Annotated in this window: 16 protein-coding genes; 12 read left to right on the plus strand and 4 right to left on the minus strand. The window is 37.0% G+C overall.

What is annotated here, in order from left to right; all coding sequences use genetic code 11:
* Nucleotides 1–2 precede the first annotated feature (2 nt).
* From F1003_RS07945 to F1003_RS07965, 5 genes are all read left to right on the plus strand, one after another.
* Nucleotides 3–2,936, plus strand: a complete 2,934-nt coding sequence (locus F1003_RS07945; protein ID WP_155088732.1) for a GH92 family glycosyl hydrolase — start codon at nt 3–5, stop codon at nt 2,934–2,936.
* A gap of 2 nt (nt 2,937–2,938) precedes the next feature.
* Nucleotides 2,939–3,304, plus strand: coding sequence for a VOC family protein (locus F1003_RS07950; protein ID WP_155088733.1), 366 nt, complete (start codon nt 2,939–2,941; stop codon nt 3,302–3,304).
* Nucleotides 3,305–3,316: 12 nt separating this feature from the next.
* Nucleotides 3,317–4,990: an MFS transporter gene (locus F1003_RS07955; RefSeq protein WP_155088735.1), complete on the plus strand. Its 1,674-nt coding sequence runs from the start codon at nt 3,317–3,319 to the stop codon at nt 4,988–4,990.
* A gap of 56 nt (nt 4,991–5,046) precedes the next feature.
* The gene (locus F1003_RS07960; RefSeq protein WP_155088737.1) at nt 5,047–6,051 is read left to right on the plus strand and encodes a glycosylasparaginase; all 1,005 of its coding nucleotides are present in this window, start codon (nt 5,047–5,049) and stop codon (nt 6,049–6,051) included.
* A gap of 119 nt (nt 6,052–6,170) precedes the next feature.
* Nucleotides 6,171–6,785, plus strand: coding sequence for a response regulator transcription factor (locus tag F1003_RS07965; RefSeq protein ID WP_155088738.1), 615 nt, complete (start codon nt 6,171–6,173; stop codon nt 6,783–6,785).
* Between the two features lie 2 nt (nt 6,786–6,787).
* On the opposite strand, the gene F1003_RS07970 is transcribed toward F1003_RS07965, so the two are convergent.
* Entirely contained in the window at nt 6,788–8,713 is a 1,926-nt protein-coding gene (locus tag F1003_RS07970) for a tetratricopeptide repeat-containing sensor histidine kinase (RefSeq protein ID WP_155088740.1), read from the minus strand.
* A 124-nt stretch (nt 8,714–8,837) separates the two neighbouring features.
* Between F1003_RS07970 and F1003_RS07975 the strand changes: the two genes are divergently transcribed.
* Nucleotides 8,838–12,332, plus strand: coding sequence for a tail fiber domain-containing protein (locus F1003_RS07975; protein WP_155088742.1), 3,495 nt, complete (start codon nt 8,838–8,840; stop codon nt 12,330–12,332).
* A 114-nt stretch (nt 12,333–12,446) separates the two neighbouring features.
* On the opposite strand, the gene F1003_RS07980 is transcribed toward F1003_RS07975, so the two are convergent.
* Entirely contained in the window at nt 12,447–13,859 is a 1,413-nt protein-coding gene (locus tag F1003_RS07980; protein ID WP_155088743.1) for an aldehyde dehydrogenase family protein, read from the minus strand.
* A gap of 269 nt (nt 13,860–14,128) precedes the next feature.
* Here F1003_RS07980 and F1003_RS07985 point away from each other — a divergent pair, with 269 nt between their 5' ends.
* Nucleotides 14,129–14,389: a hypothetical protein gene (locus F1003_RS07985; protein WP_155088744.1), complete on the plus strand. Its 261-nt coding sequence runs from the start codon at nt 14,129–14,131 to the stop codon at nt 14,387–14,389.
* A 59-nt stretch (nt 14,390–14,448) separates the two neighbouring features.
* On the opposite strand, the gene cphA is transcribed toward F1003_RS07985, so the two are convergent.
* Complete coding sequence (gene cphA / locus F1003_RS07990) at nt 14,449–17,091, minus strand: cyanophycin synthetase (protein ID WP_155088746.1); 2,643 nt, start codon at nt 17,089–17,091, stop codon at nt 14,449–14,451.
* A gap of 103 nt (nt 17,092–17,194) precedes the next feature.
* On the opposite strand from cphA, the gene F1003_RS07995 reads away from it, so the two are divergent.
* The gene (locus tag F1003_RS07995; RefSeq protein ID WP_155088748.1) at nt 17,195–18,055 is read left to right on the plus strand and encodes a cyanophycinase; all 861 of its coding nucleotides are present in this window, start codon (nt 17,195–17,197) and stop codon (nt 18,053–18,055) included.
* Nucleotides 18,056–18,091: 36 nt separating this feature from the next.
* Here the strand turns inward: F1003_RS07995 and F1003_RS08000 are convergent, their stop codons facing one another.
* Nucleotides 18,092–19,021: an isoaspartyl peptidase/L-asparaginase family protein gene (locus tag F1003_RS08000; RefSeq protein ID WP_155088749.1), complete on the minus strand. Its 930-nt coding sequence runs from the start codon at nt 19,019–19,021 to the stop codon at nt 18,092–18,094.
* A gap of 89 nt (nt 19,022–19,110) precedes the next feature.
* Between F1003_RS08000 and polA the strand changes: the two genes are divergently transcribed.
* The 4 genes from polA to F1003_RS08015 all read left to right on the plus strand — a co-directional run bounded on the left by polA (nt 19,111) and on the right by F1003_RS08015 (nt 23,404).
* On the plus strand, nt 19,111–21,963 hold the full coding sequence (gene polA, locus F1003_RS08005) for a DNA polymerase I (protein WP_155088751.1): 2,853 nt from the start codon (nt 19,111–19,113) through the stop codon (nt 21,961–21,963).
* 116 nt (nt 21,964–22,079) lie between these two features.
* Nucleotides 22,080–22,232 (plus strand): hypothetical protein, encoded by a 153-nt coding sequence (locus tag F1003_RS16825; RefSeq protein ID WP_202913887.1) that lies wholly within the window; start codon nt 22,080–22,082, stop codon nt 22,230–22,232.
* A 24-nt stretch (nt 22,233–22,256) separates the two neighbouring features.
* Nucleotides 22,257–22,406 carry a hypothetical protein gene (locus F1003_RS08010; protein WP_155088752.1) on the plus strand — a complete coding sequence of 50 codons (150 nt, stop codon included), beginning with the start codon at nt 22,257–22,259 and terminating at the stop codon, nt 22,404–22,406.
* Between the two features lie 41 nt (nt 22,407–22,447).
* On the plus strand, nt 22,448–23,404 hold the full coding sequence (locus F1003_RS08015; RefSeq protein WP_155088754.1) for an L-threonylcarbamoyladenylate synthase: 957 nt from the start codon (nt 22,448–22,450) through the stop codon (nt 23,402–23,404).
* Nucleotides 23,405–23,468: the final 64 nt, after the last annotated feature.

The raw sequence follows: 23,468 nt of genomic DNA on the forward strand, positions 1-23,468 counted from the left end.
TTTTGAAGAATCCTAAACTTATTTCGGCTTTCGTTGCCATCGCTCTCTTTTTTAGTTGCGAAGAAACAATAGAAACTCCATCAGCCGAAAAAGACCAACCGCTCATTAACTATGTTAATACATTCATCGGTACTGGTGGTCACGGCCATACATATCCTGGCGCAACGCTGCCTTTTGGCATGATGCAACTTAGTCCAGACACACGATTAGAAGGTTGGGACGGCTGTTCTGGTTACCACTATACGGACAGTTATATTTACGGTTTTTCGCATACGCATTTAAGCGGAACGGGTATTAGCGATTATGGTGATGTGCTTTTAATGCCAACCAACGAAACCAATTTTAACAATGGTGCAGATGGTAAAAAAGGGTATCGTGCGCACTTTTCTCACGAGAATGAAACTGCCGAACCTGGCTATTACAAAGTGCATTTAGATTCGACAAATATTGATGTAGAATTGACAGTATCGTTACGCAGCGGAATACATAAATACCAATTTCCATCTGCTGAAAATCAATTTGTGATTCTAGATTTGGTGCATCGTGATAAAGTTTTGGATGCTAAAATTGAAAAGATTTCAAATACTGAGATAGTGGGTTACAGACACTCTGAAGCTTGGGCAAAAGACCAACGTTTATTCTTCGCTATAAAAACATCGCATCCATTTGATGACCTATTACAATCGCCTCCAAAAACTGGAATGCCTGGAGCGAGACGATCGTCACTAAAATTTAAGAATCCCGACAATGAACCTGTTTATATTAAAGTTGGTATTTCTGCTGTTGATATTGAAGGTGCGCGTAAAAATTTAGATGCCGAAATCGGAAACAAAGATTTTGAAACTGTTAAAAAGGAAGCCCAAGATTATTGGGAAACCCAACTTGAAAAAATTGTAATCGAGTCGAATGATTTAGACAAGAAAACCAATTTTTACACAGCACTCTATCACACCATGCTCGCACCAAATCGTTATCAGGATGTGGATGGTCGTTACAGAGGCATGGACCTAGAAATTCATAATGCCGATTTTGATTACTACACCGTATTCTCCCTTTGGGATACGTATAGAGCTGCGCACCCACTTTACACGATTATTGAACAAGAACGAACCAACCATTTTATCAATACGTTTTTAGCAAAATATGATGAAGGTGGCATAATGCCCATGTGGGATTTAGCAGGAAATTATACGGATTGTATGATTGGATACCATGCTGTGCCTGTTATTGCAGATGCGTATTTAAAAGGCATTCGGGATTATGATGTTGAAAAAGCTTTTGAGGCGATGAAACATTCGGCAACACGAGATAAATTTGGGTTAGAAGCTTATAAAACATATGGTTTTATACCTGTGGATGAGGAAAGTGAATCCGTTTCCAAAACCTTGGAATATGCCTATGACGATTGGACAATTGCACAAATGGCAAAAGACATGGGCAAAACTGAAGATTATAAAACTTATATTCAACGTGCACAGTATTACAAAAATGTGTTTGACCCAGAAACCAAATTTATGCGTGGTCGTTTTAGAAATACGTGGTTTGCACCTTTTGACCCTTACGAGGTCAACTTTAATTATACGGAAGCCAACTCGTGGCAGTACAGTTTTTACGTGCCACAAGATATCTCAGGATTTATAGATTTGCTTGGTGGAAAAGACCAACTAGAAGCACAATTGGATGAATTATTTTCAGCACAAACGGAAACTTCGGGTAGAGACCAGTCCGATATCACAGGTTTAATTGGACAATACGCACATGGAAATGAACCCAGTCATCACATGGCTTACCTCTATAATTTTGTGAAAAAGCCACATAAAACTCAAGAAAGAGTGCATCAGATTCTAACTGAATTGTATAAAAATGATCCTGATGGAGTTTCTGGAAATGAAGATTGCGGGCAAATGAGTGCTTGGTATGTATTGAGTTCAATGGGATTTTATTCAGTAACACCTGGAAGTAATACATACATTATCGGGACACCACTTTTTGACAAAGCCACGATTAACCTTGAAAACGGGAAACAATTCAACATTACTGCTAAAAATGTGAGCGACATCAACAAGTACGTTGAATATGTATATTTGAATGGGAAAAAGCTAGACCGAACCTACATTATGCACGAGGAAATTATGAATGGTGGTACATTGGAATTTAAAATGACCGACAATCCAGCTGTTTGGGGAAGCCGAGAAGGCCAAGAGCCAAAAACGGAAATTACCGAACATCTCATCTTACCATCGCCATATATTGAAAAAGGGGACATTACATTTCGAGGTGAAACTGAAGTGGTTTTAAATACTTCAGAACAAGATGCAAAAATCTACTACGCTGTAAATGATGAGGAGTTCAAAATTTATAAAGAACCATTTAAAATTTCAGAAGATGCAAAAGTAAAGTTGTATTCAGAAAAAGGCGATTTAAAAAGTCCGGTCTTAACAACACCCTTTTACAAAATTGACCCAAACCTCAGCATTACTTTAGAAAGTGAGTTTGCCAATCAATATTCCGCTGGAGGCAATGATGCACTGATTGATGGCATTAGAAGTACGAAAAATTATAGAACAGGTAGTTGGCAAGGTTATCATGATACCGATCTGGTGGCGACTGTGGATTTAGGTTCTCAAAAAGAAATTTCTACTGTTAGTGTTAACTTTCTACAAGACCAAGGCGCATGGATATTTTATCCTACTGAAGTACAATGTCTGGTTTCAAAAGATGGTAAAAATTATACCGCTCTAACAACTCAAAAAATTGATGCCTCAAAACGAAATAGTGAACTTGAAATTAAAACGGTGGAGTTTAAAATACCAATGACTGAGTATAGATATGTAAAAATCATTGCCAAGAAATTAGGCGAATTACCCCAATGGCACTTGGGTTATCCAATGGATGGTCGTAGCTGGATTTTTGTGGATGAAATTTCGATTAGATAATTATGGCATTTAACGCACTAGTACCCACATTAGAAGTTGAAAATATGGATGAGACCATAGCGTTCTATGAGTCCTACTTGGATTTTAAGTGTGTAAGTCGTGAGGAAAACCACTGGGCATTTATAAAAAAAGATGATGTTGAAATTATGTTATCCTCTCGTTTTAACAAAGATGAATTTCCAAAGACAGTCTTTACAGGTGGTTTGTACATTTACGTCGATGATATTGATGTGATATGGCAAATTCTAAAGGATAAAGTGGATATTAGCTATCCATTAGAAAACTTTGAATACGGCATGCGCGAATTCGCCATTTACGATAATAATGGCTATCGCATTCAATTCGGTCAAGAACTAGAAACTAACTAACAATTAAAAATAATGAGCAATCAAAATAACAAATCTGCCTTAGCAACCTTAGTGACGGTGTTTTTTTTCTGGGGATTTATAGCAGCCTCTAACGGAGTATTTATTCCGTTTTGTAAGACGTATTTTAATATAGACCAGTTTCAGTCGCAATTGGTAGATTTTGCATTTTATGGAGCATATTACATAGGTGCTTTACTGCTTTTCATTATGTCAGGTTCCATAAAAAAAGATATTATGAATAATTGGGGCTATAAAAATGGGATTATTTATGGTTTATTACTTTCAGCAATTGGTGCTTTTGTCATGTATCCTGCAACTGCTGGTGCTGAGCAAGGCCAAACCAATGTGTTTTATTTAGTACTAATAGCCTATTTTATTGTAGCATTGGGTTTCTCTTTACAACAAACGGCTGCCAATCCTTTCGCCATTGCCTTAGGTGACCCTAAAACAGGTTCGCATCGTTTAAACTTAGCTGGAGGCATCAACTCATTCGGAACAACCATTGGACCTATTGTAGTGAGCTTGGTGATATTTGGTTCCGCATCTTGGAGTACAGATGAATTAGCATCTATGATTGCCAATAACGAAATTTCATTGGTAACCGTACAAAGCCTTTATTTAGGTGTAGGTGCATTATTTTTGGTTGCAGCTGCCCTATTTTACTTCTCAAAAAAATTGCCTTCCCTAAAATCGGAAACAGTATTTGAACCTGCCAATAAAGCACGAAATTTACTAATCATATTAACTCTCATCATTGTAGGTTGTTTTGGCTATATCTTTAGCACCTATGCAGAAGATACTGTAGCGACCGAGAGCGTAGAGGAGACAAGATTGATTGTTTTGTTTGTTGCACTCTTTGCTGTTATAGCGGCAGTTTTTATAGCCAATAGTAGTGCCAAGAAAAACGCCACGGGTTGGGGAGCCATGAAATATCCGCAATTGGTATTGGGCATGCTCGCAATTTTTATGTACGTTGGTGTAGAAGTAACCATTGGCAGTAATTTGGGCGAACTTTTAAAACAAGATGTTGATGGAACAGGTTCAAACTTATTGGGCTTACCTGTACTGAACGATTCGCAACTTGGCATTTACATTTCTATGTATTGGGGCGGATTGATGATTGGTCGTTGGGTTGGCGCCATAACGGTTTTTAATCCGAGTAAAGGCCTTAAAAAAGTATTATTAATCCTTGTCCCGTATGTTGCATTTGGAGTTATCCTCGCTGTAAATTACATTGCTGGCAACGAATTCTCAAGTAAAGAAATTCTATTCTTCGCTATCTGTATTGCGGTACAGATTGCTGGATTCTTTATCGCAAAAGACAATCCCGTACAAACACTCAAAGTATTCAGTTTATTAGGTATTATTGCTATGCTAATTGGTTTATTTTCATCTGGAAATGTGGCACTCTTCGCTTTCCTATCTGGTGGATTGTTCTGTTCAATTATGTGGCCTTGTATCTTTACCTTGAGTATTGCAGGACTCGGAAAATATACGTCTCAAGGTTCGGCGTTTTTAATTATGATGATTCTCGGTGGAGCTATCATTCCGCCTGTACAAGGGAAATTGGCTGATGTGTTTACGATTCAATCATCGTATTGGATTGCTGTAGGCTGTTTTATTTATTTGTTGTTTTACGCATTTAGGACGAAAACGGTATTGGATAAGCAAGGTGTGGAATATTAAATTCGATTAACTTCAGGGTTAAAATTTTAAAGATCCTGAAATAAATTCAGGATGAAATGAAACGAAGAAAATTTATAAAAAATACGGCATTATCCGGAGCAGGATTAGCAGTTGGATCAACTCTAGCGAGTTGTGTTGATAACGAATCCAAAAAGATTAAATCTACTACAGCTACAAGCATAAAAGCAAGTTTACCATTGGTCATCGCTACTTGGCACGTAGAAGAAGCTACCGCCAAGGCCATGGCAGTCTTGCAAGCTGGAGGCAATGCACTCGATGCCGTTGAACAAGGTTGTAGAGTTGAGGAAGCCAATGAAAAAGGACAGTCGGTTGGCAAAGGTGGTTTACCTGACAGAGATGGAAATGTTACTCTAGATGCTTGCATTATGGATAAACACGGTAACTGTGGCTCAGTGGTCTATCTTCAAAATATAACACATGCGGTTTCCGTAGCCAGAAAGGTTATGGAAGATACACCTCATGTGATGCTGGCTGGTGAAGGTGCCAAACAATTTGCACTTTCAAACGGCTTTAAGGAAGAAAATTTGTTGACAGAAGCTTCAAAAGAAGCTTGGGAAAAATGGAAAGTAGAAGCCAAATACAAACCTATTATCAACATTGAAAACCATGATACTATTGGTATGCTTGCCATTGATAAAAATGGAGATATTTCTGGCGCATGTACCACCAGTGGCTTAGCTTACAAAATGGGAGGCCGTGTTGGTGACTCGCCTATTATTGGTTCTGGATTGTTTGTGGATAATGAAATTGGTGCTTGTGTGGCAACAGGTTTAGGTGAAGAAGTGGTTAAAACAGTTGGCAGCTTTTTAGTGGTAGAACTGATGCGACAAGGCAAGTCGCCTCAAGAAGCCTGTGAGGAAGCCATTGGCAGAATTGTCAATAAACCTAATAGTAATTACAAAGACTTTCAAGTTGGGTATATTGCGGTTAACAAGCGAGGAGAAACTGGTCATTATTCCATTCATCAGTATTTTAGCATGACTAAGTTTCAAGATGGCGTTAATGAACAAATTCAGTCCGATTTTTACAATAAGAACTAATAATTCCTTCTTTTAGTCCTTTAAAATCTACATTCATCCAATCTTTTCAAAAACTTATCACTGATTGTTTAGATTGCAATTTCGTTAAAGCTAAATCTTAAAATACCCTATAACATACAATGTCTGCAATCCGAGTTCTTATTGTTGAAGATGATCCGATAATTGCTGAGGACATAAGGGATATGCTTACCAGCGTAAATTATGAAGCTATTGGTGTCGCCTATTCTAAAGAAGATGCGATAACCGCTATTGACACAGATAAACCCGATCTTGTTTTATTGGATATAAATTTAGAAGGTCATTACGAGGGTTTTGAAGTTGCAGAGCACATCAACAAAACCCGTAAATTACCCTTTCTTTATATTACTTCATATTCAGGTAAAGAAATCATTGAGCGTGCCAAGCCAACCATGCCAATGGGTTATATAGTAAAGCCTTTTAATGAAAAAGAGCTTTACTCTACTATTGAGGTGGCACTTTATAATTTTTCGAAATTTGTGCTTCCTGTAACTTTGACAAAAGATGCCATCAATGCCAAAGTACCGACACCATTAACTGAAAAAGAATTTGAGATTCTAAAAGGTTTGTTTGAAGGCAAAACCAACCAACAGTTAGCCGATAGCCAATTTGTTAGCATCAACACCATCAAAACACATATTAAGAACATCTTTGAAAAGATGGATACACACACACGCTCAGAAACCGTGGCTAAAGTGCATTCTTTGTTGAATTAAATTTATTTTGGCATTACAATAGACACCTCAGTTCCGTTATGATTCGTCATATTGATTGTGGCTTTTAATTTTTGTGACAGCGATCTTACTAAACGCTGACCAAAAGAAGTTTCCTTACCACTTTTCTCAACCAAATCATCCATCCCTACACCATTGTCCTTAATCTTTAGGGTATAATCGGTCCTGTTTTCTTCCATTTCCACATCAATACTTGGTTTGCTCGTCCAATCTTTTGGGAAAGCGTGCTTCAATGAATTGGTGACCAGCTCATTAACGATAAGACCAATCGGAATGACGGATTCTACATCCATCTTAAGATTATGGGCTTCAATATTTAGTGAAATATCTTCTTCGGATTTGTTGTATGAAGTGAGAATACTGTTCACGAGACCTTCAAAATATTCCTGAATATCAACTTTCGTCAAATCTTCTCCAACATAAAGGTTTTTGTGTAACAATGCCATAGATTGTACTCTGTTTCTTCCTTTTTGAAGCACTTCATAAACATCTTTGTCATTCACATATTTAGATTGTAGATTAAGTAAGCTCGAAATCATCTGTAAGTTATTCTTAACACGATGGTGGGTTTCGTGCAGTAACAACTCTCTATCCTCAAGCGCCTTGGTAATGGTTTGATTTTTCTTTTTTATTTTTTTATTCAACTTTAATAAGGCTATTGCCGCAATGCCCAATAATACCAAGCCAATTAAAGACATAATTACAATGGCTCTTGATCTGGAAAGTTTGGTTTCAGAAAGTTCTTTTTCCTTATTTAAAATGGCAATTTCAGCATCTTTTTTCTGCTGGTTGTATCGCGCATCCTTTTCAGCAATTATCTCAATAGATTCCTTAGTATAAATAGAGTCGTTCATTGCTGTGTACTCCTTAAAGTTGCTAAGGGCACTTTTATAGTCTCCTTTCTTTTCATAGGCTTCCGCAAGCAGATCGTAAGCTCTTTGTTCTTGGTTGAGCGACTCATGTTCCTCAAATGAGAAGACATCTTCTAAATGCGAAATGGCCTCGTTATAGCGGTTAAGCTTTATGAGTATTTCACCCATATGGATTTTAGATTCACATAGGTTATAGGTACTACTTAAGTTCTCTCGAATGCGCAACGCCTTGAGGTGTTCATCATAGGCTTCATCCAATCTGCCTTGTTCTTGTCTCAACAGTCCTAAAAAATCATGATGAAAGCCCATTTCGCGAAGCGTTGGAAAAACTACGTTATATTCTTTTTGCTTCATTAAATGGTATTCTGCCTTTTCGTAGTCACCCAAATCTGTATAGACCATACCAAGATTGGCATTAACACTTGCCAAACCCGTGCTATCATTAAGCTTTTCAAATTGAGTAAGCGCTTTAAGGTATTGTTCCTTCCCTTTTTCTAGCTGACCTACATTGAGATAAAAGCTCGCCAATGATTTATTGATACGCGCTTGTTGCTTGGCACTTCCTATTTTATCGTAGATTTTAGCTGCTTCTAAAAGTTTGTTTTGAGATTCTACATTGTTACCTAAAAACATACTTATGGTACCAATAAAATGAGCACTTTTTGCAATGTCGATAGAATCATTTTGTTCTTTGGAATAGTTGTAGATGCCATCATAATACTCTAAAGCCGTTTTGTAATCTCCTTGCCACCTATGGCTTGCGGCAAAAATGTAGTTGGTACGTCTTACTTCAAAACTGTCATTAGCATCAATAATTTCGTTTTTTAAGGTGTTTGCCATTCGTTCCGCTAAATCAGGATCGCGCTGCACCAAATATTCACCTAAAAGAAAATGAGCTTCTTTTTTATCCGCGTTTTGCTTTGCTGTTTTAATTACAGTTTGCAAACTATCCTGATAGGCATCAGGTGCTGCATCTTGTGCATAACTAAAATGGGAAATGGCAACACAAAGTATAAGGTATCTTAAATAGAGCTTCATGGACTATTAGCTTAGATTACAAATGTAAGAAACCAAAATTTTACAAAAATCACCCATAAGTATGAAAAAATAATGTGCTAATTGTCAGAATTTTACACCATGCTATTATTCAATTCTCTACATTATGAATACAACTAACCCAAACGAGAACAAAAATATATTAAGTAAACATCCCATTAAAAATTTTGTGTTGGGCATTATTGTCATCCTCATTTTTTTAATTGGGCATAATCTATTTGCACAAGTTGGTGTGGGCACAACCAATCCGCAAGCTGCTTTAGACATTGAAGCGAGCAACTCTGCGACTCCCACAAGTAGTGATGGTATTTTAATTCCTCGCGTGAGCTCCATGCCTCCTGCACCTGGTGCAGCTAGAGATGGTATGCTTGTGTTCTATACAGGATCTGGTTTATCGGGTAAAGGATTTTATTATTGGGACCAATCCATCTCTAGCTGGGTATTTTTATCTGGTGCAAAAAAGATTAATGAATTAACAGATGGAAAGTCAGATGACGATGGTTCTCAAAATGGATCTTCGATATTTTTAGGTTTTAATGCTGGTCTTAATGATAACAGTAGTGACAACAAGAATATAGGTATTGGTTATTTAGCTAGCAATAGCAACGTAACCGGAGAAGAAAATACAGCCATAGGTTACAGAGCTTATGAGTCTAATACTGCCAGCCAAAACACGGCTATAGGTTATTTTGCTCTAAGAGGTGTTAACAATTCAAATTCATCCTATAATACTGCGATAGGACATACCGCTATGGGAGGTTTTTTTGATAACTCACAAGCAGCTGAAGGAAATGTTGCCATAGGAGCAAGTGCATTAGAAAGAAATGCACGAGGTGACAACAATGTTGCTATTGGTAGAAATGCAATGCTTAATTCTCAAGTTGGCAATAGATCAGTAGCTATAGGATACAATGCACTTTCCTCATACAACACTTTTGCTTCTATTGTGGCAATTGGAAACAATACCCTCGCTAATTTTACAGGCAATTCTCCTGTCACCGCAGTAGGTAATCAAGCCTTAGAAAATGCGTCAGATTGTTTACGATGTACAGCTGTAGGTCAAGAAACCTTAAAGGAAAACACAACAGGTATTGACAATTTGGCCATAGGATTCCAAACTTTGGAGTCAAACACCACAGGAAGCAGAAATATAGGGATCGGAAACGGATCACTTCAAAGCAATTCTTCTGGGAATAACAACATTGCTATAGGAAATTTTGTAGCATATAATGATTTGGGAAGCAATAAATTGTTTATAGATAATTACATAAATTATTCTGATTACCTTTCTAATATTGGAAATTCTCTCATTTATGGTGAGTTTGACAATGACATTATTCGTGTTAATGGTGAGTTACAAGTTAATAACCCTTCAACTACGGGCTATTCCTTCCCTTCAAATGATGGGTCAGCCAATCAAGTCTTAGCAACTAATGGTAGTGGCAATATAGGTTTTGTAGATCCCTCAACGCTAATTGCAGATGAAATCGACTGGTACGAAGCATCGACCACAACAAAACCCAATAATATTAATGATGATATTTATACGCTTGGTAATGTGGCTATAGGTAAAAATACTGCAAACTATCCATTAGATATTCAAAGTACGACAAACTCTATTTTATACGGTTTCAACATTGATAAAGTAGATAATTCAGCAAACGAAACAAGCGCCATTTTTGTTCAAAAAACAGGTAATGGCACAGGTAGAAGTCATGGGATTTTTACAGATATAGAAGGAACTGGAAGTGGTCAAAAATATGGGATTTTTAATAGAGTTACATCTACTGCCACTGGTAGTCAATATGGAACAAGAAACTTTATTAGCGGTGATTCTCCCTCATTTCAGTTTGGTACATTCAATAATTTGGATAATTCTGGTACTAGTAATCACTATGGGGTTTATAATGGTATGCGTGGTGCTTCAGCTGCAAATTTGTACGGTGTCTATAATGAATTTGAACGTGCCTATTCTACTCCTGGAGATATAGTAGGAGTACGTAACCGATTCACCAACGGAACACCTGGTGGTAATGGCATGAATGGTGTTTGGACTGACTTTACTACTGCAGCAAATGGCGCTTATTATGGTGTGCGTAATGAGTATTCTGGTACTGCAACAGGCACAGGGAACAAATATGGAACTTACAACCTTATAAGTTCCTCTGCTGGCGGCACACATTATGGTACTTATAATAGTGTTTCAACTGCAAATGGTTGGGCAGGTTATTTTTTAGGTCGAATTTATGTGGGAACAAACTCCACTAATGGTTATAACTTACCTACAACTGACGGCTCTAATGGACAAGTGATGACAACGAATGGAGCTGGTGTTATCTCTTGGTCTAACAATACTGATGTTACTTCGGCAAGTAACGCCTTAACTGAAGTTGGAAATGATATTAGATGGGGAGGCTCACTTACTGGAGATACTACAATTACATATGGAAACTTTGACACACGTTTTAACTTAAACGGAACAGGGGATTTTATTATACAAGATGCAGGTACTGGTAAATTTACTGTGTTAGATAACGGGGATTCTGTAATGGGAGGTAATCAGTACTGGAGAGATGAAAATACAGGCGGTACTGTTTTAGCACAAATGTTAGATGATGGCAACGATGCAAGGTTTATTTTAAGAGAAAATGGGTCAATTTCTGTAGACCTAGATACCAACACCCAATTTGTTTTTAATGAACAAGGCTTAGATCGTGATTTTAGAATAGAGTCAGATACTTGGTTAAATATCTTCAGAGTAGATGCAGGAAATAATCGTGTTGGCATTGGAACTGGTACTCCAGATTATCGGTTTTCTGTAAACGGTGTAGCAAATTTAATGGAAGATCAAGGTACTGGAGCTGCTCTAAGAGTTCAAGGTGACGAAGCACTTTGGTATGATGGTACTCGTTTTAGTTGGGGTTTTGGTGGCACGAGTAATACTTTTGCCGATGATATTGGAATTGGAATGACAGCAGTACCATCCTACAGATTAGATGTAAGAGATAATCTCAGTGCAGATTATGTTGCGCAAATATACAACACCAATACTGGTGCTGATGCCGATGGTTTAAGAATTCAAATTAATAGAACCAACCCTTCTACTGCCAATACATATATTGGTTTTTTAAATAATGGAGGTGCTTTTAGGGGTCGTATTAATGGCAATGGTGCTGGTGGTATCAACTACAATACAACATCAGACAGACGCCTAAAAACCAATATTACAGATGTAAGTAATGCGCTTGATATTATTGGCGATATGAAACCAAGACTTTATGAATTTAAAGAAAATTTAGGCAACCAAGAATATGGCTTTATTGCACAAGAGCTTCAAACAATTTATCCCCAGGCTGTAACTGGCACACCAGATTCTGATGTTACTAAAGATCCTATGATGGTAGACTACAGCAGACTAACACCAATTTTGACAGCTGGTATTAAGGAACTTAATGAGAAAGTAATTTCTTTAGAAAAAGAGAATGCGGAACTTAAAGAAAAACTTAGTAAAATGAAACAACTTGAGGCCAGACTTACGGCTATAGAAAAATATATCGATCATGCTAATACTACTACTGTATCTGCTTCAGCAGATGAATAAACGATTAATAATTAAATCTTAATTGATATTTCAATTATGTTTTTGAAGCCCGACCATGTTAATTTTTTGTCGGATAAAGGAAAAAGCCGCTGTAGGGAGCGGCTTTTTCATGCTTTAAAACCACTTAACCGTCAATCTTGCCAATTTCTCTTTAAAATTGGTATATGGAGGAAAAAGTAAAGTAACTGGTCCAGACGCATAACGTTTTAACACAGCACGTTCATTAGAAAAAGCTTTAAAACTATAAAACCCGTGAGCTTTACCTATTCCACTACTGTTACTACCTCCAAACGGTAAATGATGATTAGAAAATTGAATTCCATTAGCATTAATGCATGTTGTTCCTGCTCTGGTATTATCAATAATATAGTTTGTAAAAGATTTTGACTTAGAGTATACGTATAGCGCTAGTGGTTTATCCTTATCTTTTAGATACACTACAACCTCTTCTTTCTCTTTATAGGTTTTGATAGGCAAGATTGGACCAAAAATTTCTTCGTTCATTAAAAGAGACTCTTGTTTTAAATTTGATATTACTGTAGGACCAATAAATAGGTCTTCTTCATTAATCTCTCCTTCTACTATAAATTCAGCTCTGTGTGTTTTAGCATCTTCTAGATAAGACTTAAGCCTATTGAAATTTTTACTACTAATGATTCTACCATAACTATTAGATTTTGAAGTATCTGAACCATAAAATTCGTTTAGATATTGCTTATAATGGGTTATAAAGGAATTTAAAATCTTCTCTTGTACAAATACATAGTCTGGTGCTATACAAGTTTGTCCACAGTTAAAGTGTTTTAACCAAGCTACCGTTTTTGCTGCTAATTTTATATCAACATTATTATCTATTATCACAGGTGATTTTCCTCCAAGTTCTAGAGTTACAGAAGTTAAATGCTTTGCGACAGCTTTCATTACTATTTTTCCAACAGGTATTGAACCTGTAAAAAAGATATGATTAAAGGGAAGTTTTAATAAATTTTGAGCTGTCTCAACATCTCCTTGTACTAATGCAACCTCATCTTCATTAAATAAGTCCTTTACTATAGTTGCCATTAGCTCAGAACAATGCGATGAAATTTCAGAAGGCTTTATAATTACAGTATTTCCAGCAGCAATTGCCGCGACAAGAGGTGATAAGGTTAGATTTATAGGGTAATTCCAAGGAGACATAATTAGGCAAACACCCTTGGGTTCGTACTTAACCCAAGACTTTGTACCAAATAGTACAATATCTGTTTTCACCTTTTGTTTCTTTAACCAACGATGCATATTAGACTTAGCATGTTTAATTTCTTTTATGATAAGATAGACAGCTACTAAGTCTGATTCTACAACAGGTCGTTTTAAATCTTTATATAAAGCCTTTTTGATTTGTTCTCTATAGGTTACCTCAATAGCGTGTTGTAAAGCATTGAGTTTCCTTTTTCTCTCTTTAATAGTGCTTTGTGCTATTTTGTATTGATTGTTCTTTTGCGCTGAGAACAATTTAAAATATGGATTGTCTTTGTAATCTTTCATTTTCGTTGTTTACCGTCAAAGTGATTTGCAATTGTGCATTTCATCGATATATCGTGTATGGCACTGTATTTCATCTAAAACATAAGGTTTTTCATCTTGAAAATCAACAGTTTTAAAGGGATACAAGCTCACTTTGTGCATTTCGTCGATGTTTTTGACTAACAAATGTCAGTTATCTAATTATCGCCTTGTTTCGTCCAAAAATTTCGTGCACAATAAATATCTAACGTTTCTTTGAACCGAAGTTAAAACAAAACAATTTAACACTCATGAAAAAAAGTTTAGTCATATTATTATTCTTAACATTATCTCTAGCAGGATATGCTCAGCAAGATGTTGTTAGCAATATGGATACTGAACTTGTTGAGACTGTTAAAGCTGAAAAGCCTGAAGCTAAGAAAGCTACACTTTCTGCTAAGATTAAGGCTAAAGTGATTAGAATTAATCATAAAAAAAGTAACGAGATCATAAGTATTAAAGCTTACAGAAAAAGTCTTCAAATTAAAGTTAAGACTGTTAAGCTTTGCTAATTAATATGCTATTAACTAACGAAAAAGCCGAAACAAAAGTTTCGGCTTTTTTAATTGTATTAATCCACTAAATGCAGTTCGCCTTTGGTTTCTTTCTCCTTCAGTTCTTTAACCAAATCTAATGCATCTGGTATTACATCACTACATAATATAATCAAAGATCCTTTTACAGCATTTTTAACCGCATACTTTATGGCCTCACTTTCTGAAGGAATTACTGTGGTCTTCTTATTTGGATCCTTCATCTTTATACCATCATTCAACATCTTAATCAACTCTTCTTCTGTTTTACCGCGTAAACGTTTATCCTGACGAATGATGATTTCATCAAACATTTCGGCAGCAATAGATCCCATTTCGTTGTTATCTTCAACACGTCTGTCGCCAATTCCGGCAATGATACCAACTTTAACGGTTGCTTCTAACTCATCAGTAAATTTCTGCAATGCTCGCATTCCTGCTGCATTATGTGCGTAATCCAACAGGATACTAAAATCGTTAAACTTGAATAAATTTAATCGTCCGGGTGTTTGTGAAGCAGATGGTATAAAAGTTTCCAATCCTGCTTTCATATCTTCAATACTGATACCCTGTACATGTGCTGCTAAAATACCAGCTAACACATTCTGAATCATGAATTTCGCCTTCCCACCATAAGTTAACGGAATGTTATCCGCTCTCATGATGCGCATTTTCCACTCTCCTCTACAAATAGTTACATAACCGTTTTCATAGACTGCAGTAATCCCATTAAGGCGTTGTAGCGCTTTTATTCTTGGGTTATTTTCATCCATTGAGAATAATGCTACATTACACTCAACACTTCGTCTCATATCGTACACCAAATCATCATCAGCGTTTAAAATGGCATAACCATCTGGTAAAACGGTTTCAGGAATGACCCCTTTAACTTTGGCTAATTGCTCAACGGTATGAATCCCTTTTAGTCCTAAATGATCTGCAGCAACGTTTGTTACAATACCAACATCACACTTTTTAAAACCAAGACCAGCTCTTAACAGCCCACCTCTAGCACATTCCAACACCGCAAAGTTGACCGTTGGATCCTTTAAAACAAATTCTGCACTAGCAGGACCTGTACAATCACCTGTCATTAAAAGTCTATTCTGAATATATACACCATCACTCGTCGTATAACCTACACGATAGCCTTTCATTTTAGCTATATGAGCAATTAATCGCGATGTGGTGGTTTTACCATTAGTGCCTGTAATTGCTATTATTGGGATACGACCAGTATCGCCTTGCGTTGGAAATAATTTATCTATAACTGGAGCAGCTACATTACGAGGTAAACCTGTTGTTGGTGCCAAATGCATTCTAAACCCTGGGCCAGCATTCACCTCCAACACTGCACCACCCGTTTCTGATAATGGCTTGGTAATATCCGTAGTCATAATATCTATGCCACAAATATCTAAATCAATGATTTTTGAAATACGCTCTGCCATGCTCACATTCGCAGGATGGATAATATCTGTAATATCTTCAGCAGTACCTCCAGTACTTAAATTGGCCGTATCCTTTAGAATCAGTCGTTCACCATCTGCTAAAACAGAATCTAAGGTATAGCCTGCATCCTTAATAATAGTTTTGGTAAGGTCGTTAACCGTAATTTGTGTGAGTACATTCTCATGTCCGTAACCACGTCGCGGATCTCTATTGACTTCATCGATTAACTCCTGTACAGTTGATTTTCCGTTTCCAACCACATGAGCTGGAGTACGGATAGCACCTGCAACCAATTTATTATTTATAACAAGTAATCTATAATCATCACCAGTGATAAACTTCTCAACTATAATGGCTCCGCTACGCGAACTTTCTTTTGCTTGTCTAAACGCTTCGAGCGCCTCATCGTAATTATTAATATTAACCGTAATACCACGACCATGATTACCATCAATGGGTTTTATAACCAAAGGGTAACCCACATAACGACATGCTTCCTCTAAACTGCGTTCGCGACGGATGATATCTCCTTTAGGTACTTCGACCTCTGCCTGCTCCAATAGGTATTTCGTATCCTCTTTATCACACGCCAATTCTACACCGATACTACTCGTTTCGCTGGTAACCGTTGCCTGAATTCGCTTTTGGTTGGCACCATAACCCAATTGGCAAAGTGAATATTTATTAAGCCTAATCCAAGGAATACCTCTAGATTCAGCTTCCTCAACTATAGAGCCCGTACTTGGTCCAAGACGCTCTTTTTCCCTTAGCTCACGCATATGCTGAATATCGTCCTCCATATCGTAATCCTCACCTTTAATCAAGGCTTCACAGATATCCACAGAAACTTTTGCGGCATATCGACCGACGCTTTCTTCAATATAGGAGAATACGACATTATAAACCCCTTTTTCGCCATAACCTCTTGTACGGCCAAAGCCTGTATCCATACCTGCAAGGGTCTGAATTTCGAGAGCGATATGTTCAATGATATGGCCCATCCACGTGCCTTCTTTTACACGCTGAAAAAAACCACCTGGCTCACCAACCGAACAACGATGGGAGTGCATGCTTGGAAACATTTCCGTAAGTCGCTCATAAAAACCAGGCACCTTGTTAGATGGATAATCTTCCATAGCGCCCAAATCCAGAACCATTACAATTAGCTTATGTCGTCTTACAGACCAATAGTTTGGTCCTCGCATGGCATTAATACTTCTTATCTCCATTTATAGTTGGTTTTGTTAGTTTTTAAGAGTGAAAGATTATAAATATAAGACATTCCAATAGAAAATTTGACTTATTTTTGCTCAATATTTTTAGATAAAAACTATGCAGAAGAATAAGGGGACATTAATACCTATTGGCGGAAATGAAGATAAAGGTATTGAAGATGATGAAATGTACACTCTAGACTTTATTGATGAAGGAATCTTGTATCATGTGGTAAGAGAAGCTGGTGGAATTGATGCTAATATTGTCGTTATACCTACAGCATCTAGTATTCCTGTTGAAGTTGGGGAAAATTATCTAACAGCCTTTTCTACGCTAGGTTGTAAGAATATAGATGTATTGGATATTAGGTCTAAAGAAGATTCTGAAATCAAAAACGCTATTGCTCTCATAAAAAATGCTGACTGCGTTATGTTTTCTGGAGGTGACCAGTCTAAAATAGCTAATAAAATTGGTGGCTCAACTATTCATGAAATTTTATTGGATCGTTACAAAAACGAAAAAGGATTTGTGATTGCTGGTACAAGTGCTGGTGCAATGGCAATGGCTAAAGAAATGGTAGCCGGAGGAAGTGCTGCGGAGTCTTTTGTTAAAGGTGCAGTTAAAATGTACAAGGGCTTAGGCTTAATACCAGAACTCATTATAGATACACATTTTATAAGAAGAGGACGATTTGGTCGTATTTCTGAAGCTGTGGCGCAATTTCCGAAGCTTATTGGACTTGGTTTAGCAGAAGACACAGGTTTGATCATTAAGAATAATCGTTTTGAAGTTATCGGCTCTGGAATGGTGATTGTTTTTGACGGTAGAAAAATAAAACACAACAACCATAGCGTTTTGCAAGAAGGGACTCCAATGTCACTTACAAATATGAAAACCCATATTTTATCCAACGGTGACCGTTTCAATATTAAGAATCAAAAGATTGAAATATTACCGATTGAGGCTCCTTTTATTTAACTTTAAAACACTTATTTCCAAGATGTTTTACTTCCACTATTTATAGATTGAAATCTCTTCTTTTCCATCCGAAGATTTACAAGCTCTGTACATTCCCTCTGTATTAAAAGGCATAGCGATATTCCCTTTGGCATCTACGGCAATTAGTCCTCCGTCACCATTAATTTCGAGGATACGTTTATTAATCACTTCTTCTGAAGCCTCTTCCAAACTCATTCCTTTATGTTCCATTAAGCACGAAACATCGTAAGCCACTACTCCTCTAATAAAAAACTCACCACTACCAGTACAACTCACTGCACAGGTTTTGTTATTGGCATAATTACCCACACCAATCATGGGTGAATCACCAACACGTCCCCATTTTTTATTGGTCATACCACCTGTTGAAGTTGCAGCAGCAATATTTCCATTTTGGTCACAGGCTACAGCACCAACGGTTCCAAATTTTCCGTCTTTCTTTACGCTATGGTCTAACTGAAACGTATCACTATCTTTAATACCTTGCCACTGTTTATATCTTACTTCGTCGTAAAAGTATTCCGGTGATTCTATACCATAACCTTGCTCTTCAGCAAATTTCATGGCACCTTCACCTGCTAAAAACACATGGTAGCTATTATCCATCACATCTCTTGCCAAGGATACTGGATTCTTAATCCCTGTTACCAATGATACTGCTCCAGCATTCAGGGTTTTACCGTCCATTATGGCAGCGTCCATTTCGTGTGTGCCTTCTGCCGTAAAAACGGAGCCTTTACCTGCATTGAATAATGGTGTATCTTCCAATAATTTTACAGCAGTTTCAACAGCATCTGTAGCTGAACCTCCTTTTTCCAAAATTGCAAATCCTGCATCTCTGGCGGTTTTTAAGGCATTTTTGTATTTGGTCTCTAAGGCTTGAGTCATTAACCCTTTTACCAATGTCCCAGCTCCTCCATGGATGGCTATTGAGAATGTTTTCATATGTAATTTTTGAATGCGGAAAATTACGAATTGCTTTTTAAATAAACGTTTTAGTTTTTGTAGTTTTATAGACTTCAAAATTTTATTTCATGTCAGACCAAAAACGTCTCTTTCTTGTTGATGCCTACGCACTTATTTTCCGTGGCTATTATGCCTTTATAAAAAACCCTAGAATCAATTCTAAAGGCGAAGACACCTCAGCCATTATGGGTTTTATGAACTCACTTTTAGATGTTATTAAACGCGAACGACCAGACCATTTAGCTGTTTGTTTTGATAAAGGTGGAAGCGTAGATCGTGTAGAGATGTTTGAAGCCTACAAAGCCAATAGAGACGAAACACCCGAAGGCATTAGAACAGCAATACCTCATATTTGTAATATTCTCGAAGCTATGCACATTCCTATTATGGTCAAGGAAGGTTACGAAGCTGATGATGTTATTGGTACACTATCTAGACAAGCTGAAAAAGAAGGCTACAAAACTTTTATGGTAACACCAGATAAGGATTTTGCGCAGTTAGTCACTGACAACATCTTTATGTATAGACCTGTTTTTGGAGGAGGTTATGAAACTTGGGGAATCCCTGAGGTTCAGAAAAAATTTGAAGTTGAAACTCCAATGCAAGTGGTTGACTTTTTAGGTATGATGGGAGATTCGAGTGATAATATTCCAGGATTGCCAGGTGTTGGTGAGAAAACCGCCAAAAAATTCATTAAGCAATTTGGTAGCATGGAAGGTCTGTTAGCAAATACTGACCAACTCAAGGGTAAGATGAAAGAAAAGATAGAGGCTAATAGGGAACTAGGATTACTCTCAAAGGAACTTGCGCGCATTATGCTCGATGTACCGGTTGAATTTAATGCCAAGGACTTTGAATTAGACCATCCGGATGTTGAAAAAGTAAAACAGATTTTTCAGGATTTAGAATTTAGAAGATTAACGGATAATTTCTTGAAAACCTTTGCTCCTCAAGACGTTTCAGATTCTAGTCCGAGTACGTCTTCCACAACAGAAAAACCTAAACCAACCTCTACCCCAAAGGAAAAAAAATCAGCTGGTGCTGGTCAGTTTTCGTTGTTCGGAGGAGCTGATTCAGATACTACTGAAACTAGTTCAGAATACACCCGAAACACCTCTGAAACGACTTCGCATTTTTACCAAAGTGTGGCTTCTGGAATGGCAACAAAATTATTTGTAAAGAACTTAATGAACCAAACTTCGGTATGTTTTGATACCGAAACTACAAGCTTAAATCCACTACAAGCAGAGTTAGTTGGTATTGCCTTTTCTTGGGAAGCTGGAAAAGGGTTTTATGTGCCTTTTCCTGAAGACAAAAATGAAGCCCAAGAATTAATTGAAGTGCTTAGACCATTTTTTGAAAATGAAAACATTGAAAAAATTGGTCAAAATTTAAAATATGATATTAAGGTTTTGGCCAAATACAATGTTGAGGTTAAAGGCAAGCTTTTCGACACCATGTTAGCGCATTACCTCATCAACCCAGATATGCGGCATAACATGGATGTATTAGCAGAGACGTACCTTAACTACACACCTATTTCCATCACAGAACTCATCGGTAAAAAAGGAAAGAATCAACTCTCCATGCGAGAGGTACCTTTGGAAAAACAAACCGAATACGCTGTTGAAGATGCTGACATCACCTTGCAACTAAAAGAGCATTTTGAAAAGGAATTGGGCGAAGCTAATACTCAAAAATTATTCGATGAGATTGAGGTACCGCTTCTCCGAGTACTTGCTGATATGGAGTTGGAAGGCATTAATTTAGACAAGGACTTTTTAAGCTCACTTTCAGAACAACTCAATAATGATATTGCCAATCTAGAAAAAAGTATATATGAAGCTGCAGGTGAGGAATTCAACATTGCATCGCCAAAGCAATTGGGTGTGATTTTATTTGAAAAAATGAAACTGGTCGATAAACCTAAAAAAACCAAAACAGGACAATATTCCACAGCAGAGGATGTGTTGAGTTATTTGGCTAAAGACCATGACATCATTCAGCAAATATTAGATTATAGAGGACTTAGTAAATTAAAAAGCACTTACGTTGATGCTTTACCATTGCAAGTTGAAGAAAGCACAGGACGCGTCCACACCGATTATATGCAAACTGTTGCTGCCACTGGTCGTTTAAGTAGTAACAATCCAAATCTTCAGAATATTCCGATCCGTACCGAACGTGGTCGACAAGTTCGTAAGGCTTTTGTACCAAGAAACGAGGAATACACATTGTTAGCTGCCGATTATTCACAGATAGAATTGAGAATTATTGCCGCTTTAAGCGAAGAGGAAACTATGATTGAAGCGTTTAAAAACGGAGAAGACATTCATGCTTCAACAGCTTCACGAGTATTTAATGTTCCGATTGCTGAAGTGACAAGAGAACAGCGTAGCAATGCAAAAACCGTCAATTTCGGAATCATCTATGGTGTCTCCGCATTTGGCTTAAGTAACCAAACCGATTTGTCTCGAAGTGAATCTAAAGAACTTATAGAAACGTACTACGCCACCTACCCAAAACTAAAAGCCTATATGGGTAAACAAGTAGATTTTGCAAGAGATAATGGTTACGTACAAACGGTTTTGGGTCGTCGTAGGTATTTAAAAGATATTAATTCGCGTAATGCCGTGGTACGAGGAGCTGCAGAACGCAACGCGGTAAATGCACCGATTCAAGGTAGTGCTGCCGATATTATTAAAATTGCGATGATCAATATTCATCAAAAGCTTCAAGAAGGTGCGTATAAATCAAAAATGCTTTTACAAGTACATGATGAATTGGTTTTTGATATCTACAAACCAGAGTTAGAAGACATGAAAATTCTCATTAAAACCGAAATGGAAAGTGCCTATAAGCTAAAAGTGCCTTTGGATGTAGATTTAGATATTGGTGATAATTGGTTGGAGGCGCATTAAAACTTCACTTTTTTTTTAGTATGGTTGATTTTAAATAAGTCAACCATTTTTCTTTTTAAGCAAAAACGAATCTCGACTATTCATTAATTTGGGTTAGCATCTAAAAACATCGAAATATGGGAACTAATGACAAGAAAAACGATAAAGAAGAAAAAAACGAAACAAGTATAGCAGAGACAGCTATCAATAAAAAAGAAGTTGATGGAAAAGACATTAACCATCAGCAGAAAGAGCGCAGAGAAATTCACCAACCGAGGGACAACGCCTAATTAGGGATTCATAAAAATTAAATAATGATTATCACCAAAGTATTAGGGCTTACCAGCGCACTTACAAAGAGCAAAAAAGCTAAAATCGCAATTCTCGCTATTGAGATTGGTATTTTAGCCTATGCACTACACCAACAAAAGAAAGAGAACGAAAATAAGCGGCTTAATTCTTAAAATTATTGGTTTTTGAACTAATATTGCAGTCTAATTGGATTATGAGTATTATTTCAAAAGACATATCAAAAGCTGTAGCCTTATTAAATGCTGAGGAGATTGTTGCCATACCAACCGAAACGGTTTATGGTTTGGCTGGTAATATCTATTCTGAAAAAGCGATCAAGTCGATTTTTGAAACTAAGCAGCGTCCCTTTTTCAATCCACTTATTGTTCATATTTCCTCTGTAGATTATTTATCTCAGATTGTTGAACACATTCCCGAAAAAGCAAAATTATTAGCAGAAGCTTTTTGGCCAGGACCAATTACTCTCGTTTTAAAAAAGAAAAATACGATTCCAGATGTAATTACAGCTAGTAAAGATACTGTTGCTGTGCGTGTGCCAAATCACCCAACAACTCTGGAGCTTTTACGTCAGTTAGATTTTCCTTTGGCAGCACCAAGTGCTAATCCATTTAGTAGTATTAGTCCAACAACTGCAGCTCATGTTGAAACCTATTTTAAAGATAATATTAAAATGGTGTTGGATGGAGGTGCTTGTAAAAGTGGTATAGAATCTACCATCATAGGTTTTGAAAATAACCAACCCATTATTTATCGTTTAGGCTCTACAGCCATTGAAGATATTGAAGCTGTGGTGGGTGAAATTCAGATTAAGAATAAAAAAGAAATCGCACCAGATGCTCCAGGTATGTTAGAGCGCCATTATGCCCCAAAAACCAAGACTATACTTACGGACAATATTTTGGGTATGGTCGATCTGTATAAAGGCAAACGTATAGGAATTATCACTTTTCAATCTGAAATTGCTAATAGTAATATAGAGGTTCAAATAGCACTTTCAAAAACAGGTGACTTAGCAGAGTCGGCTTCAAAACTTTACGACGTACTGCATCAATTAGATAAAATGTACCTCGATGTTATTATTGCTGAAAAATTTCCTGAATATGGTTTGGGCAAATCAATAAACGATCGTTTATCTAGAGCCACAAAGTAATTCTTTTGCCTCTAATGTAAGTACCATAAAATTTTTCGTCTAAACTCTAAGACTTCTTGAATAA

It is taken from the genome of Winogradskyella ouciana (assembly GCF_009709615.1).
Lineage (GTDB): Bacteria > Bacteroidota > Bacteroidia > Flavobacteriales > Flavobacteriaceae > Winogradskyella > Winogradskyella ouciana.

Excerpts from the sequence above, each read along its gene's own strand:
- F1003_RS07970 (WP_155088740.1), bottom strand. The coding sequence starts at position 8,713 with ATGAAGCTCTATTTAAGATACCTTATACTTTGTGTTGCCATTTCCCAT.
- cphA (WP_155088746.1), bottom strand. The coding sequence starts at position 17,091 with ATGGAGATAAGAAGTATTAATGCCATGCGAGGACCAAACTATTGGTCT.
- F1003_RS07995 (WP_155088748.1), top strand. The coding sequence starts at position 17,195 with ATGCAGAAGAATAAGGGGACATTAATACCTATTGGCGGAAATGAAGAT.
- polA (WP_155088751.1), top strand. The coding sequence starts at position 19,111 with ATGTCAGACCAAAAACGTCTCTTTCTTGTTGATGCCTACGCACTTATT.
- F1003_RS07950 (WP_155088733.1), top strand. The coding sequence starts at position 2,939 with ATGGCATTTAACGCACTAGTACCCACATTAGAAGTTGAAAATATGGAT.
- F1003_RS08000 (WP_155088749.1), bottom strand. The coding sequence starts at position 19,021 with ATGAAAACATTCTCAATAGCCATCCATGGAGGAGCTGGGACATTGGTA.
- F1003_RS07960 (WP_155088737.1), top strand. The coding sequence starts at position 5,047 with ATGAAACGAAGAAAATTTATAAAAAATACGGCATTATCCGGAGCAGGA.
- F1003_RS07980 (WP_155088743.1), bottom strand. The coding sequence starts at position 13,859 with ATGAAAGATTACAAAGACAATCCATATTTTAAATTGTTCTCAGCGCAA.
- F1003_RS08010 (WP_155088752.1), top strand. The coding sequence starts at position 22,257 with ATGATTATCACCAAAGTATTAGGGCTTACCAGCGCACTTACAAAGAGC.
- F1003_RS07975 (WP_155088742.1), top strand. The coding sequence starts at position 8,838 with ATGAATACAACTAACCCAAACGAGAACAAAAATATATTAAGTAAACAT.
- F1003_RS07985 (WP_155088744.1), top strand. The coding sequence starts at position 14,129 with ATGAAAAAAAGTTTAGTCATATTATTATTCTTAACATTATCTCTAGCA.
- F1003_RS08015 (WP_155088754.1), top strand. The coding sequence starts at position 22,448 with ATGAGTATTATTTCAAAAGACATATCAAAAGCTGTAGCCTTATTAAAT.
- F1003_RS16825 (WP_202913887.1), top strand. The coding sequence starts at position 22,080 with ATGGGAACTAATGACAAGAAAAACGATAAAGAAGAAAAAAACGAAACA.
- F1003_RS07955 (WP_155088735.1), top strand. The coding sequence starts at position 3,317 with ATGAGCAATCAAAATAACAAATCTGCCTTAGCAACCTTAGTGACGGTG.
- F1003_RS07965 (WP_155088738.1), top strand. The coding sequence starts at position 6,171 with ATGTCTGCAATCCGAGTTCTTATTGTTGAAGATGATCCGATAATTGCT.